Here is a 13654-nt window from a genome sequence, read left to right as displayed (position 1 = left end):
CTAGTTTTTATTCAGAGAATCGTTGTCGGTAATCATCTCAGGCTTCTGGTCCGTATTTTTTAGAACATGTCATGATCCGGATTATGGGCAGTCCCCTTCTGTGATGTTATCGATAAGCATGGCTATTTCATTGAGGAGCTCATCTTTTTTCTGGGTCATTTCTTCTAAAGCTGCTGATCCTTCAGGTGTGATCGTATAGACCTTCTTATGGTCTGTTTCTTCACTCTGAACGTATCCTTCAGATACCAGATAGTCCAGTATTGGATAGATAGAACCGGTACTTGGTTTCCATTTCCCTTTGGAACATGTTTCAATAGTTTTGATGATATCATAGCCATAAGTGCTCTTCTTACTTATCACAGTCAAGACTATATATTTCAGAAAGAGCCTTCTGATGTCTTTATCCATTTTATCCTCCATTAATTCTAGACCAGTCGCCTGCCGATATGTCGGCACACGATGTATCGGCACGCGATATACAAATCGAGGATTTAGGATATAAAGATTGTGGAAATGGAAAATCTCATTGACAGGGTTTTGTTATCAGATGATGCCTATTGTTTCTTCTAATTTTTCGTGAATATCTTGATCAGTTAAAAGCCCCAAAAATACTGTGAGTGATTAGTCAATCATAATCTATATATTCCACCTGGCCTAATTTATCGCTGACTGTTCAGTCAGTCACCCCCTATGATGCTTAAAATAATTCTTCAAAAAAATCTAAGATGAAAACAGGTTAAAATATGATTCAAAAAACTAATGAATTTAAAGACTTGATAATGGATGAAGAGCGTGCCCTGTATGGCATACATAAAGCGACGATCACCCATTGTATTTTTGATGGGCCTGCCGATGGAGAATCTGCTTTGAAGGAAAGCGCAGACATATACGTTTCAGATTGTGACTTCAGACTTCGTTATCCTTTCTGGCATGTCAGGGATGCTCAAATAGAAAATAGTCGTATGACCGAAACATGCCGTGCTGCATTATGGTATAGCAAACAGGTGACAATAAAAGAAAGTCATATGGCAGGCATTAAAGCTGTACGGGAATGTGAGGATATCACGATTGAAAACTGTAATATTCAATCACCCGAATTTGGATGGCTATCAAACAGAATAATGATAAAGAATTCAGAGCTTGGGTCTGAATATCCATTCTTCTACAGCTCAGGTATACTGCTTGATAATTTTGTATTGAACGGTAAATACTCTTTTCAGTATGTGGAAAATGTCGAGATCAGAAATTCCCATCTGGATACAAAGGATGCTTTCTGGCACAGCAAGAATGTCACAGTCTCAGACAGTATTGTAAAAGGCGAATATCTTGGTTGGTACTCTGAAAATCTCAAATTGATCAGGTGTAAAATAATTGGAACCCAGCCGCTTTGTTATGCAAAAGGTCTGGTTCTGGAAGATTGTGAAATGATCGATTGTGACCTTGCATTTGAATACAGCGACGTTCATGCTACAATTACAGGTTCAATAACAAGTGTAAAAAATCCACGTAGCGGACATATCAGTGCTGATTCGATTGGCGAAGTAATATTGGATGACAATCAACTTGCAGACGTTTCATGTGTTATAGAAGTCCGGGAAGAACTGAATAAAGAAGAAATTCAAAATTCAGATAATTATAATGGAAATATTTTCAACAATCAGGATGTGCCTGTGCAAGAAACATAATAAAGTGAGGTCTTATCAATGAAAATTGATCTAGGACATAATGATGGAATAAAGTGGATGTTAATTTGTTTAGGAGTATTTTTACTGGCTATTTTAGCGATCGGATGTATTGAACAAAATAACATGGATCAAAGAAACATCAGCAATCAGTCTGAATTAAATTCATCCGAACAAACTGTTTCAACAGAGCCGGAGCACGGTCTGGCTTTATCGGATATGAGTGTTAAGATCACTTCACAGGGGCATATAGCAACGTTTCAACTGTATGATACGGTTGCTGCCAAAGAACTGTATGAACAATTACCACTGGAACTTGATCTAACGAATTTCCGAAATGCACAGTGGATGTTCTACCCAACAAAAAAACTGAATGTTACTGCGCAAGAAGCTTATCATGACGGTAAAAAGGGCGAACTCAGCTACTATGAACCATGGGGCGATGTATTCATGCTCTATGAGGATTTTTATGCTGGTGACGAGATGCACCGTTTAGGTATATGCATCAATGGAATAGATGAGATTGCCAATATGTCTGGTAGCATGCAGATTGGAAAAAACGAACTTAGTCAAGAAGAGGAGGAAACGAAAATGCAAATCAGTGTTCAGGCAAATGGAAAAACAACGATCTTTGAGCTCAATGATGGGAAAGCTGCAAAAGAACTCTATGAACAGTTGCCCTTAACGATTGATGTTGAAGATTTCAGTAATAATGAAAAGATATTTTATCCACCCAAAAAACTCGATACAACTAACACACCTATGGCAAATGCAAAATCTGGAACGCTTGCATATTATGCTCCATGGGGAGACGTGGTAATGTTTTATGAGAAATTCGGCTCTGCAGGCGGTTTGTACGAGTTAGGTAATGTCGTATCAGGCGGCGAGCATATCAAAAACATGTCAGGCACGATACTGATTGAGAAAGTGTAAATGAAGCAAGGATTTTTAAAAATAATACAGTAAGTAGAGAGGACAATTATAGTGACTAATAAAGAATTTACAAGTAGCGATGAAAGCGCAAAGAAAATCCGCATAGGTACTTTTTCGCATTTCAGCGACATACATGAGATTGTAAGTCTGATCAATAAAAAAGTGTTCCAGCGAGATCTTTGATATCGTGGCTGCAGATTCATACCCCATGATCAAAGCAACGTTATGAATTCGAACTCAAAAACAGTACCATCGGATAAAATAAATGACAAAAAAATTAAACTTGAATGAGAGATGGACAGGCTTTATAGGAGGAACTTTTTCCTTAATTGTTATATATGCTGCCTCATCTGCTCCTATTCCTCTTTTAAACACCTATCTTCAAACCCTTGATCTTACGAGTGGAGATCTTTCCATGACAGCAGTTACATACTTTGTTGGGTGTGTAATATCACTGCTGATGTTTGCCAGAATGTCAAATCATTTAGGGCGGCGTCCAGTGACACTTGCTACATTAGCACTGGCTGCAATTGCATGTCTTCTATTTATTTACGTTCAGAATGCATCGATGCTTTTGATTGGAAGATTTGTACAGGGAATTGCTTCTGGTCTGGCATCCAGTACAATTACTGCATATATTGTGGATAATGCACCAACTTCTCCAAAATGGCTAAGTGCGGCAGTAATCAGTGGAGCGCCTGTGGTTGGACTTTCAGCTGGTGCGTTTGGTGCCGGTGTCATTAAAGAATACGGTTTCGGCCCCATGTCACTCACATATGAGATATTCATTGTTCTGCTTGCTTTTTGTGCAATGCTGATCGCAGTAGGTCCGGAGACAGTAACACGCACCCGGGGAGTTATCACTTCCATGGTTCCACGAATATCTATACCTCGAAATATTTACTATCTTCTTCCGGCTGCAATTAGTATTTTTGTTGGAACCTGGGCAATCGGTGGATTTTATCAGGCTTTCAGTTCTACCATGGCAGCAGACCTGTTTAACACAAATAGTATTATAATAGCTGCAGCGGTGTTTGCCTGTTTGATGACGCCCTATGCGATCGGTGGCTGGCTGAGTGGCCGTTTTGAACCTGATGAAGCTCAACGTATTGGAATAGTATCTTTTTTCCTGTGTATTATGGCTATCATTTATTCACTGAAGGTCAGCATCATGATCCCTTTCTTAATAGCAACTGTGCTTTCGGGAATATCGCAGGGTTTAGGATTTACGGGAAGCATGCGCAGTTTGCTGGATAAAACCAGCCAGGAAGACAGAGCAGGTCTGCTTTCGAGCATTTATCTAATATCCTATAGTGGTGCAGCCATCCCAAATCTGATCGTAGCAAGGTTAGCCAGTGGTTTCAGTTTATTTGAAATCGCAGTCGGATACGGCCTGTTAGTAACATTAGTTTGCATAATTGCACTCTTCGCGTTAAGCAGGAACAAGAGACAGCATGCTTTAACAGAGTGATTAGGAAAGGAGATACTCAAATGAAATATAGATAATTAGGAAACTCCGGTATCAATGTATCTGCAACAGGTCGCGGTGGCACCCCTGATGAAGTTGGGGCTGTTGCTGCTTTATTGATGGGACCTGAAGGTACATTTATCACGGGCAGTGATTTTCTCATGGACGGTGGAGTGACAGCTGCCTATTGGTATGGTGAACTTGCACAGAAATGATTAACTGAAATTGATCTTTCACAGTTCGGTGAGTGATTAGTCAATCACAACGGATATATACTACAAATACTATCTACGATTGACTGTTCAGTCAGTCAACAATAATGATATTTAAATGATTACAATCTGAAGTGGAAAAAATGAAATCCGAAAATAATAACACAAATGCTGTAGACCCTAGTGATCTTACTTTCACACTGAGTGAAAATGTAACTGCAGAAGAAGTCTCATTCAAGAACAAATATGGAATAACAGTTGCAGGACACTTGTATTTGTCAAAAGATATTGATACATCCAAACAATACCCTGCAATTATTGTTGGAACTCCTTACGGTGGAGTAAAGGAACAGGGTGCAGGAATCTATGCACAGAATCTGGCACAGAGGGGTTTTGTTGCCATGGCATTCGACGAATCATATAACGGAGAGAGCAGCGGAGAACCAAGACACATTTCTTCTCCTGATCTGTTTGTTGAAGACTTTAGTGCAGCTGTCGATTTTATTGGAACCAGAGACTTTGTAGACCGGGAGAAGATCGGAGTGATCGGTATATGCGGAAGTGGAGCATTTTCAATTACTGCAGCTCAGGTTGACCCACGTATCAAAGCGATCGCCACTGCAAGTATGTATGACATGAGCAGGATGATACGAAACGGATGGGAAGATACAATGACTGATGAGCAGCGTGTTCAAACGTTAGTTCAGCTTGGTGAGCAACGCTGGAAAGACTTTGAGAATGGTACTCCGGAATTGCCTGCGGGTTTCCCGGGTGAACCAGCTGACTCTATTCCGGAAGAATTAGATCCGATCACAAGTGAATTCTTTGAATACTATGGAATGAAGCGTGGACATCACCCGAATGCTGGAGCTGCATTCACTATGACAAGTAGCATGTCATTCATGAACTTCCCTTTGATGAACTACATTAAGACAATATCACCAAGGCCAATTCTGTTCATTATCGGTGAAAATGCCCACTCCAGGTATTTCAGTGAAGATGCATATGAAATGGCTGCTGAACCTAAAGAACTCTATGTTGTTCCGGGTGCAAGACATATCGATCTGTATGACATGACTGATATGATTCCTTTTGATAAATTGGAAAGTTTTTTCACTGAAAATCTGTCATAATAAGGAATATTGATGTGTTGCCGTCTATGAGCCTTCCTAAAGGTAAAGATCGGCATCTCATTCTTTTTTTCAACTAAACAAACTGCATAATAAAAATCAAATCAATTTTGAAATATTATATTAATTGAAAGCGCAATCACGAAACTTACCGATAAAAACGGATTCAAGAGGAAACCGACATGATACCTGAAGATATTGTAGAAAGAGCATACAATGGCACTGCTACCAAAGAGGATGCTGTTGCACTGCTGGAAGTGAAACCCTTTGAATTATATGCACTGGCAGACCAGCTAAGATCTGAAGCCGTTGGGGACAATGTCACATATGTTGTCAACCGCAACATCAATTTTACAGACAGATGTATCGGTACCTGCGGGTTCTGCGCATTCAAGGATAAAAAAGGATACCTTCTCACACAGGAACAGATAAAGGAAAAGATCGATGAAGCTGTTGCGGCAGGAGTCACTGAACTGTGTATTCAGGGAGGACTTATGAAGGACGTGAAGCTCGACCTTTACCTCAACATCCTCAAAGCTGTCAAAGAAGACTATCCTCACATTCACACACATTGTTTCTCACCAATGGAAGTTTACCATGCTGCCACTTCCAGCGGCCTGACTATTGAAGAGGCGCTTACCGAGCTAAAAAAGAACGGATTGAACACCATGCCTGGTACCGCTGCGGAGATACTGGTCGATCGGGTGCGTGAAATTGTCTGCCCCGGAAAGATCACAAGGCAGCAGTGGATAGATGTTGTAACAGCCGCACACAATGCAGGAATAAAAACAACTGCAACGATGATGTACGGACACGTTGAAACATGGGAAGAGCGCATCGACCACATATTAACGATCAGGGAAATCCAGAAAAAGACAGGAGGGATCACAGAGTTTGTCCCACTTCCATTCATGCCCTACAATAACATCATAGGTGACAGGATACTTAAAGAAGGTAAGTTCATGACCACAGGAACAGAGGACCTTAAAGTCTATTCACTTGCACGCATTTTATTACACAAACATGTAGAGAACATACAGGTCAGCTGGGTAAAGCTTGGTAAGAAGCTTGCACAGGTTGGGCTGTTATGCGGTGGTAACGATATTGGCGGCACACTGATGGAGGAAAGTATCTCCAGGTCCGCAGGAGCATCAAACGGCGAAGTGATCTCTATCGAAGAACTGGAATGGATGATCAGAGGCATAGATAGAGTACCAGTCCAGAGAGATACACTTTACAAGAGCATATGAGAATGACCATTCCGGAAGGGATCGTTGACCGTGACTGCAAAGAAGTGAATTGCAACAAAAGAAGATTCATTTGCACTTCTGGATGGGGATCCCTTCGAACTTTACGCACTGGCAAATGACCTATGCAGGGAAGCTGTGGGAGATACGGTGATATATGTCACCAACAGGAACATCTACATCACCAACTTTCAAAAAGTGAGAATCCATTTACTCTCAATCTTATGCAAGGGAAAGTTGCAGATGTGGGAAAAATATTAAAATGAGACTTTTAGCTAAATGTGCCTTTAACGGAATCAATGACTTTTATAGACCTTTGCTTTCTGATTTTTGTTTTTATTTTAGATCTTTCCAATTCTCTTTAAAATAATTTAATTTTGAAATGGCTTGCAAAATATAATCTTTGATTATTTCATCGTCTATCTCTTCTTTTGTCTTGAATTCTATCTTTCTTAGGAATTTGCTTTGCCCAGAAATGAATACCTCATATTTATCGTCCAATAGTCCACCAAAATGAAAATAAAGAACTGTTGCCTTTTTTGTAAAATTTATTGAGCATATCCAATGATGAAAATCTTCATTTAATGCGAAAGTCAGTTTTTTCCATTTAATTGCTGTAGTTATTTTATCTTCAGTTTGTAATATAATTGATGACAAATTTTTGATTATCTCTTGAGATTCAAGTGGAGATTTTTCACAAAAATCTATGATGCTATTTTCCATAATATCACCTTGCTTATCGATATTAAAAAGATGGTTCATATAATTAAAATATGTACTTAAAAAAATATTTAAAAATACATATTATAAGAGAATACTTTAATGTATAAATTTAAAAGAGTTCAGCTTTTCGGAGTTTACCATATCAAATCAAAAAAGTATGCGGAGAAGGGACCCTAACCCTCTATCTTTCGAGATAAATACTAAAGAGTTGTAGATCTTTTTTACCTACACTGCCCGAATGAAAGAGTTTCAGGATCATTTAATTGTTCATCAGTAACAGATTATTTATTTGTGTTCTTCTGAAAAATGTAGAATGCATAACCATATTCATCAGGGTATTCTCTGAAGAGCTTTATCTCTTTTCTGTTAAAACTAAGTATCGATTCTGCATCGGTGTTTCCTTTATAGCTATCACTGATGTCATCGACTCTTTTTTCCAGATGAGCGTAAAAATCATACCAGGTAGAAGCTGGCAGTTTAAAGTGGTCAATGATATCATATCCTGCTGCCATGATAACTTTTTCAGTGTCAGGTATATTCATGATACCAGGATATATTTCCTGCCAGAATTCAACAACTTCTGAAGAAGGTTCATCCGTGAACCATGTGTTCTCTGTCACTGCCATATAGCCCCCTTCTTTCAGGAACTGTTTCCAGTAGCTAATTCCTTTCTCAAAACCAAGGATAAAAATGGAGCCTTCTGCCCAAATGACATCGAATTCCTCTGCCTCAAAAGGCAGATCATCCATGGAAGCGCAAACTGTGGTAATCCTATCATTTAATCCTTCTTTAGCCGCATTTTCCATCAGTGTGTCAAGAAAAGGCTGGTAAATGTCAGTCGCAGTGACGTGACAATTGTTGCAGATCTTCGTAAGATGTATTGTCTGCATACCTACACCACAACCAATGTCAAGGATCTTAGTTCCTGCAGGAAGGGAAGAAAGCAAATTAAAGGCTTTTTCCGTACATTCGTTACTGCCAGGACCCTGTCTGGGTAAACCATCAAATATCTCAAAAATTGCTGATTCCATTTTTACACCTATACTCATCATTTATTTTGCTTGATATGGATATGTAATAAAGTCAATATGACTTTTTGACAATTACAATTTTATATGGTCAAGCAGTGATTCTTAATATCACGCAGAATAGATAACATTTTTACTTTACAATAAACTCAGAAGTAGTGAAAAGATGGATGAAAAGTTACTTGCAAATATCGGTTTAAACAAATATGAGAGATCTGTTTACTGGACGCTTTTGAAAAAAAGAGATCTGGAAGCAAGTAAATTATCACAGTTATCACGAGTTCCCATTGGAAAGATCTATGAGATTTTGAGGGATTTGAACAAGTACGGCCTTGTGGAGATCCAACCTTCAAGGCCACGAAAATACAGGACTGTTGATCCGAAAATTGCTTTTGAACTCATGTACAAAAGAAGAGAAGAAGAAGCACTCAATGAGCTCAAACTACTCAGGGAAACATTTGCTGAAATTGAACGGCAACTTTCCAATGGCGATTCTCCAAAGCATGTTGAAACAATATTCTGGCCCGACAAGTTTCATGATAATGAACTAGAAGAGATGGTGAATTCATTTTTTGAGGATATTGAGCATGAACTATGTGTTGTTACTCCCCTTAAGTATAAGCCAGGAGTATCAAAACAATATGATGATTCAATGTCAATATTCAGCAAGGCTTACTTAAATTTGGCACAACGTGGCATTCATGTTAAAATTATAGATTCCTACTCTCAACTGCTCCCGTCAATAAAAGAACTTATTAATTCAATAGAAGATGAATCAGTCAAAAGTAATTTTCAGAAATTCATGGAAATCAGAATTTTGGAAACAAAGCATGATTTTGTAATCTTTGATTCAAAGACTATCTTTCTTGATATTGAAGATCAGAGTAATACGGGTACTAGTCTCGGTATGACACAAATTCATGACGAGTCATATACAAACCGTTTCAAGGCTAAATTCGACGACCTCTGGACTAAGGGGAAGCGATTCAATTTCACATAAACTGGTCAAGGTTATGAGATCCTCTAAGAAAGCTATATCAGCCTGCAAAAGTATTTGCATGTCTGGAGTGTGAAAATAACATGAAAAATTTCTGTTTTGCTTTACAACTTCTTCCGGTTTTACTTTCAGCAGGAACCAGCCAAATTGCTCCCAAGGTGGAGAAAGAAGTATCCCCATCGAACGAAACCGAGACACTGGAATACGATGGTGTGAAGCTTACCCCGATCGACGAGCAGCAAAGCTACTCCATCAAGGGAACACAGCATCTTGATCCCGACGATTACAGGCTCGAGATAACTGGACTGGTAAACAAGACGATTGTCCTGACCTATGATGACATACTGGCATATCCATCCGTTTCAAAGGCAGTAACCCTTATTTGTGGGGAAGGGTGGAGATATGATGCAAAATGGACCGGGGTTAAAATGGAGACCCTGCTCAATGAAGCCGGATTGCAGGAAACGGCGAAGACTGTCATTTTCTATTCCGAAGATGGCTATTCCACAGCTCTTGAATTGGATTATTTACTGGATAATAACATCATTGCAGCCTACAAAATAAATGACATAACACTGCCTCCTGAAAAGGGATTCCCGCTGCAGCTTGTTGCGGAAGGGAAATATGGTTACAAGTGGGCAAAGTGGATAGTGAAGATAGAAGTAACTGACGAGGATTACCAGGGATACTGGGAAAGCAAAGGCTACAGCAACAATGCGGATGTTAGCTGACAGTGAGTCCACTTCACCAAAACTTGCAGGTCGTTATGACACTCTTGGTTGGGCATATGGATATTGCTTTAGCAAGGAACTATGCCTACGTGACTTATGAGGAAAAAGATCTTGTGATCTTGGATGTCATTGACAGTTCTCCATCCTTTTTCTCATATCCTCAGAATCATGCATCTTACCAACATAAACAGATTTGCTGAACTCAACAGTTTTCCTTTTCCCAACAAGATGATGGCTTAACGCTCTTACTTTGAGCAACAGTACAGATCTCCAGAACTATTCCTCTTCCTGTACTCAACTTTCCCATTCATCACAGCGTTGAACTCTTCAGTAACCTTCCTCACTCCTGTTGGCCTAAGCCTCAATGAAAAACTCTCAGTCCTCACAAAGTCCTTGTGGTTCTGACTGCCAAACTATTTGTATTTTCAGGGATTAACTCTATTTGGGATCTAATGGGAGAAGAGGTTACTCTTAAAAGAGAGCTTGGGCTTTTGGAGATCACACTCAGTGGTGTGGGAAGCATACTGGGAGCCGGTATATATGTTCTTATTGGAAAGGCAGCAGGTCTTTCGGGCAATGCCCTCTGGTTGTCCTTTTTGTTTGCTGCCATTGCTGCCGGGCTTACCGCTATAAGTTACATGGAGCTTTCATCCATGTTCCCAAAGGCAGGGGCCGAATATGAGTATGTCAGGAATGCCTTCGGTGAGTTCCCGGGTCTTCTTATAGGCCTGCTGGTCGTTTTCGTGGAGATCATTTCAAGCTCTACCGTTGCCCTGGGCTTTGCGGGATATTTCGGGATCCTGTTTCACACACCTGCTATTCCCTCAGCTATCGCTCTTATACTGCTGTTCACATTGATCCTTTTCGTGGGTATTAAGCAATCTGCAAGGGCTGCCATTCTTATGACCTTCATCGAGGTTATAGGCTTGCTTGTGATAATCTCCATAGGTCTTCCCTATATGGGTTCTGTGGACTATCTGGAGGTACAGAGCCTGTCAGGTATATTTGAGGCATCAGCGCTTGTTTTCTTTGCATTCCTCGGCTTTGAGGAGATAGTAAAGCTATCACAGGAGACAAAAGACCCTCATAGGACGACACCCCGAGCCCTTATACTTGCCATCGCAATCACTATATTGCTTTACATACTTGTTGCATTGGCTGCTGTGAGTGTCCTTGACTGGAGGGTATTATCAACGTCTTCGGCTCCCCTGGCAGAGGTTGCATCCGTGGCGCTGGGCAGCAATGCATTTGTCATCCTTTCGTTGATAGCTCTTTTCTCGACTGCCAATACCGTTCTGCTTATGCAGATCGGAGGCTCAAGGATACTCTATGGTATGGCGGAATCCGGTTCAATTCCCTCATTCATCTCCTGGGTCCATCCAGGGACAAGGACTCCATGGATCTCTATATTGGTGTTCACATCACTCTCAATAATGTTTGTTTTCATAGGTGATATCGCGATGGTGGCGAATATGACCAATTTCATAGTATTTATCATCTTTATAACGATCAATCTTTCACTGATATGGTTGAGGTACTCAAGGCCTGATATCGAAAGACCGTTCAGGATCCCCTTTAACATAGGCCATTTTCCTCTTTCACCGCTTTTTGGTATATTATGTGCCCTTTTGCTCTTTGCACACCTGAGTCTTGAGGTCATTGCCTATGGTTTTATTTTATTGCTTGTGGGTGTCATTGTAGTATTTATCAGGTTAAAGAGCCAAAGCAATTTAAGGCAGGTCAAATAAATAAAATATTTATACTGATAATTAACCCAGAAAGGTTTCCTATGAAATACGAATCCAATATTATAGAGATCAAAGGCCTTACAAAGGTCCATACTGATGTTGTGGGGATGCGTGCCCTTTATGGAGTGGACCTTGTCATAAAAAAGGGAAAGTTTCTTTCAATAGTCTCTTCGGTATAACCTAATATTTAATCTCTCTGGAATCAATAAGAGAAGCCATAGTTGTAGCTTTTGCATCAATTACATCCCAGATACCACCCCTCTTATTGGATCTTGGTCCGGTTTCCTCACCAGCAATAACTACCCATCTTTTCCCCATCATTTATTTCCCCACACAGACGATATTTGTATATCCTCATATAAATCAAAAATGGTTTTAAAACCAGGTATTAATGTAATTCATTTCCTACCCATATTAAAATAAAAATATAAAGTTTGAAATGAGTCTATCATTCGTGGATTTTCTTAATGCATCTGCCTGTACATCTCCTATAAATTACTTCAACAGCAAACGCTGAGCAGACCATAAATGCCAATATGAAAATATCTTTTGGAGAATTATTCAAAGTGTACCAGATCAATGTAAGCAATGCAACAAAACAGGCAATAACCCCTGCTATTGAGATCCATCTGTAACTTGATGTCTTCTGATAAAGATAAGCATTAGAAGTGTTCACGGCTCCAAAGATCAGCAAAAATCCGGCACTTCCCATTATTGAGATACTGTTTAAATTAAATGTATTTGCTACGATCAATGTGAGAACAGAGGTGATCAAAAGACCTTCAATCGGCCGATTCCATATTTTTTCTTCCAGTATTTCAGGCAATTCCCCATCTTTGGCAATAATAAAGCTCACACGTGAAGCACCATATAAAGTTGCGTTAATGGCTGAAGCTGTGGATAAAAGAGCTGCGACTGCAATAAGGTTAAAACCAAAAGTTCCCAGGAATGGTTCTGCAGCTACAGCAAGAGCATAATCTTTGGCCTGTATAATATTATCAACTGATACATTTCCAACAGTAACAAAAGCAATTAACACATAAAGTAGAATTACAAAGACAACAGCTGAATAATAGGCACGAGGAAGTGTACTTTCAGGATCTTTGATATCTTTTGCAGTGTTTGCGATTAATTCAAACCCTTCATAAGCCAAGAAAATGATCATACCTCCAGCCACAAGCTGAAGTGGATCTGCACCAATTGCTGGCTGAAGTTGGTGGGATTTAGCACTCCATATACCTACACTGATAAATATCAGTAAAATAGCAACCTTAAAGGCAACAATCCACTCTTCCCATTTTCCAACTACTTTTGCACCGGCAATGTTCACTACAGTTAATGATACGATAATGATACTGGTAAGTACATGTTTTGAGATCGATTGCATCGAATCGGGAAAAAACGTGGAACCATAGCTTCCAAAAGCATAGGAATAAAGCGAGAGCATAACAACATAACTTAGCCATAGAAGAATATTTAGCCCACCTGTGATCAGACCTGAACCAAATGCCTGATTCAAGAACTCGACAGTTCCTCCTTCTGAAGGGTATCTGACAGATAGCTTTGCATATGAATACGATGTGATCAATGCAACTATACCGGCAAGTCCAAACGCAACAGGTGTTCCACCCTGTCCAAGCTCAACAGCAAGGCCAAGAACAGCAAAGATACCTCCACCTACCATTCCCCCAATACCTATAGAAACCGCAGACAAATATCCTATGGATTTCCCTGAAGCCGTGTCATTCATAAAAT

General features: G+C 39.8%; 16 protein-coding genes. 11 read left to right on the top strand and 5 right to left on the bottom strand.

The features are described from left to right. Positions 1–81: 81 nt before the first annotated feature. The gene (locus ACR3I3_RS08245; protein WP_440951785.1) at positions 82–408 is read right to left on the bottom strand and encodes a PadR family transcriptional regulator; all 327 of its coding nucleotides are present in this window, start codon (positions 406–408) and stop codon (positions 82–84) included. 371 nt (positions 409–779) lie between these two features. On the opposite strand from ACR3I3_RS08245, the gene ACR3I3_RS08240 reads away from it, so the two are divergent. From ACR3I3_RS08240 to cofH, 6 genes are all read left to right on the top strand, one after another. Then, a complete protein-coding gene (locus ACR3I3_RS08240) occupies positions 780–1685 on the top strand; it encodes a DUF3737 family protein (protein ID WP_440951784.1) in 906 nt (301 codons plus the stop codon). Positions 1686–1703: 18 nt separating this feature from the next. Beyond that, positions 1704–2615, top strand: coding sequence for a cyclophilin-like fold protein (locus ACR3I3_RS08235; protein WP_440951783.1), 912 nt, complete (start codon positions 1704–1706; stop codon positions 2613–2615). A 265-nt stretch (positions 2616–2880) separates the two neighbouring features. Next, positions 2881–4086, top strand: a complete 1206-nt coding sequence (locus ACR3I3_RS08230; RefSeq protein WP_440951782.1) for an MFS transporter — start codon at positions 2881–2883, stop codon at positions 4084–4086. Positions 4087–4199: 113 nt separating this feature from the next. Continuing rightward, positions 4200–4298 carry a hypothetical protein gene (locus ACR3I3_RS08225; protein ID WP_440951781.1) on the top strand — a complete coding sequence of 33 codons (99 nt, stop codon included), beginning with the start codon at positions 4200–4202 and terminating at the stop codon, positions 4296–4298. Positions 4299–4438: 140 nt separating this feature from the next. Beyond that, the gene (locus ACR3I3_RS08220; RefSeq protein WP_440951780.1) at positions 4439–5428 is read left to right on the top strand and encodes an alpha/beta hydrolase; all 990 of its coding nucleotides are present in this window, start codon (positions 4439–4441) and stop codon (positions 5426–5428) included. Positions 5429–5607: 179 nt separating this feature from the next. Continuing rightward, entirely contained in the window at positions 5608–6675 is a 1068-nt protein-coding gene (gene cofH / locus ACR3I3_RS08215) for a 5-amino-6-(D-ribitylamino)uracil--L-tyrosine 4-hydroxyphenyl transferase CofH (RefSeq protein WP_440951779.1), read from the top strand. A gap of 333 nt (positions 6676–7008) precedes the next feature. Here cofH and ACR3I3_RS08210 read toward each other — a convergent pair whose 3' ends face one another. Then, positions 7009–7395, bottom strand: coding sequence for a DUF1801 domain-containing protein (locus ACR3I3_RS08210; protein WP_440951778.1), 387 nt, complete (start codon positions 7393–7395; stop codon positions 7009–7011). A gap of 281 nt (positions 7396–7676) precedes the next feature. Further along, positions 7677–8426, bottom strand: a complete 750-nt coding sequence (locus ACR3I3_RS08205) for a class I SAM-dependent methyltransferase (RefSeq protein WP_440951777.1) — start codon at positions 8424–8426, stop codon at positions 7677–7679. Between the two features lie 163 nt (positions 8427–8589). Here ACR3I3_RS08205 and ACR3I3_RS08200 point away from each other — a divergent pair, with 163 nt between their 5' ends. From ACR3I3_RS08200 to ACR3I3_RS08180, 5 genes are all read left to right on the top strand, one after another. Then, complete coding sequence (locus tag ACR3I3_RS08200) at positions 8590–9423, top strand: TrmB family transcriptional regulator (RefSeq protein WP_440951776.1); 834 nt, start codon at positions 8590–8592, stop codon at positions 9421–9423. Positions 9424–9503: 80 nt separating this feature from the next. Continuing rightward, on the top strand, positions 9504–10151 hold the full coding sequence (locus tag ACR3I3_RS08195) for a molybdopterin-dependent oxidoreductase (protein WP_440951775.1): 648 nt from the start codon (positions 9504–9506) through the stop codon (positions 10149–10151). 35 nt (positions 10152–10186) lie between these two features. Continuing rightward, on the top strand, positions 10187–10351 hold the full coding sequence (locus ACR3I3_RS08190; protein ID WP_440951774.1) for a hypothetical protein: 165 nt from the start codon (positions 10187–10189) through the stop codon (positions 10349–10351). Between the two features lie 252 nt (positions 10352–10603). Continuing rightward, positions 10604–11899: an APC family permease gene (locus tag ACR3I3_RS08185; RefSeq protein WP_440951773.1), complete on the top strand. Its 1296-nt coding sequence runs from the start codon at positions 10604–10606 to the stop codon at positions 11897–11899. A gap of 41 nt (positions 11900–11940) precedes the next feature. Continuing rightward, a complete protein-coding gene (locus tag ACR3I3_RS08180) occupies positions 11941–12078 on the top strand; it encodes a hypothetical protein (protein ID WP_440951772.1) in 138 nt (45 codons plus the stop codon). Between the two features lies 1 nt (position 12079). On the opposite strand, the gene ACR3I3_RS08175 is transcribed toward ACR3I3_RS08180, so the two are convergent. Next, positions 12080–12220, bottom strand: a complete 141-nt coding sequence (locus ACR3I3_RS08175) for a hypothetical protein (protein ID WP_440951771.1) — start codon at positions 12218–12220, stop codon at positions 12080–12082. A gap of 127 nt (positions 12221–12347) precedes the next feature. Further along, positions 12348–13649 (bottom strand): APC family permease, encoded by a 1302-nt coding sequence (locus tag ACR3I3_RS08170; RefSeq protein ID WP_440951770.1) that lies wholly within the window; start codon positions 13647–13649, stop codon positions 12348–12350. Positions 13650–13654 lie beyond the last annotated feature (5 nt).

Source organism: Methanococcoides mangrovi (assembly GCF_052057775.1).
In the GTDB taxonomy this organism is placed as follows: domain Archaea; phylum Halobacteriota; class Methanosarcinia; order Methanosarcinales; family Methanosarcinaceae; genus Methanococcoides.
Note: the sequence above shows the minus strand (reverse complement) of the source record. Positions and strands in the feature narration are given on the sequence as shown.

Excerpts from the sequence above, each read along its gene's own strand:
- ACR3I3_RS08195 (WP_440951775.1), top strand. The coding sequence starts at position 9,504 with ATGAAAAATTTCTGTTTTGCTTTACAACTTCTTCCGGTTTTACTTTCA.
- ACR3I3_RS08240 (WP_440951784.1), top strand. The coding sequence starts at position 780 with ATGGATGAAGAGCGTGCCCTGTATGGCATACATAAAGCGACGATCACC.
- ACR3I3_RS08220 (WP_440951780.1), top strand. The coding sequence starts at position 4,439 with ATGAAATCCGAAAATAATAACACAAATGCTGTAGACCCTAGTGATCTT.
- cofH (WP_440951779.1), top strand. The coding sequence starts at position 5,608 with ATGATACCTGAAGATATTGTAGAAAGAGCATACAATGGCACTGCTACC.
- ACR3I3_RS08180 (WP_440951772.1), top strand. The coding sequence starts at position 11,941 with ATGAAATACGAATCCAATATTATAGAGATCAAAGGCCTTACAAAGGTC.
- ACR3I3_RS08170 (WP_440951770.1), bottom strand. The coding sequence starts at position 13,649 with ATGAATGACACGGCTTCAGGGAAATCCATAGGATATTTGTCTGCGGTT.
- ACR3I3_RS08245 (WP_440951785.1), bottom strand. The coding sequence starts at position 408 with ATGGATAAAGACATCAGAAGGCTCTTTCTGAAATATATAGTCTTGACT.
- ACR3I3_RS08175 (WP_440951771.1), bottom strand. The coding sequence starts at position 12,220 with ATGATGGGGAAAAGATGGGTAGTTATTGCTGGTGAGGAAACCGGACCA.
- ACR3I3_RS08190 (WP_440951774.1), top strand. The coding sequence starts at position 10,187 with ATGACACTCTTGGTTGGGCATATGGATATTGCTTTAGCAAGGAACTAT.
- ACR3I3_RS08210 (WP_440951778.1), bottom strand. The coding sequence starts at position 7,395 with ATGGAAAATAGCATCATAGATTTTTGTGAAAAATCTCCACTTGAATCT.
- ACR3I3_RS08200 (WP_440951776.1), top strand. The coding sequence starts at position 8,590 with ATGGATGAAAAGTTACTTGCAAATATCGGTTTAAACAAATATGAGAGA.
- ACR3I3_RS08205 (WP_440951777.1), bottom strand. The coding sequence starts at position 8,426 with ATGGAATCAGCAATTTTTGAGATATTTGATGGTTTACCCAGACAGGGT.
- ACR3I3_RS08185 (WP_440951773.1), top strand. The coding sequence starts at position 10,604 with ATGGGAGAAGAGGTTACTCTTAAAAGAGAGCTTGGGCTTTTGGAGATC.
- ACR3I3_RS08235 (WP_440951783.1), top strand. The coding sequence starts at position 1,704 with ATGAAAATTGATCTAGGACATAATGATGGAATAAAGTGGATGTTAATT.
- ACR3I3_RS08230 (WP_440951782.1), top strand. The coding sequence starts at position 2,881 with ATGACAAAAAAATTAAACTTGAATGAGAGATGGACAGGCTTTATAGGA.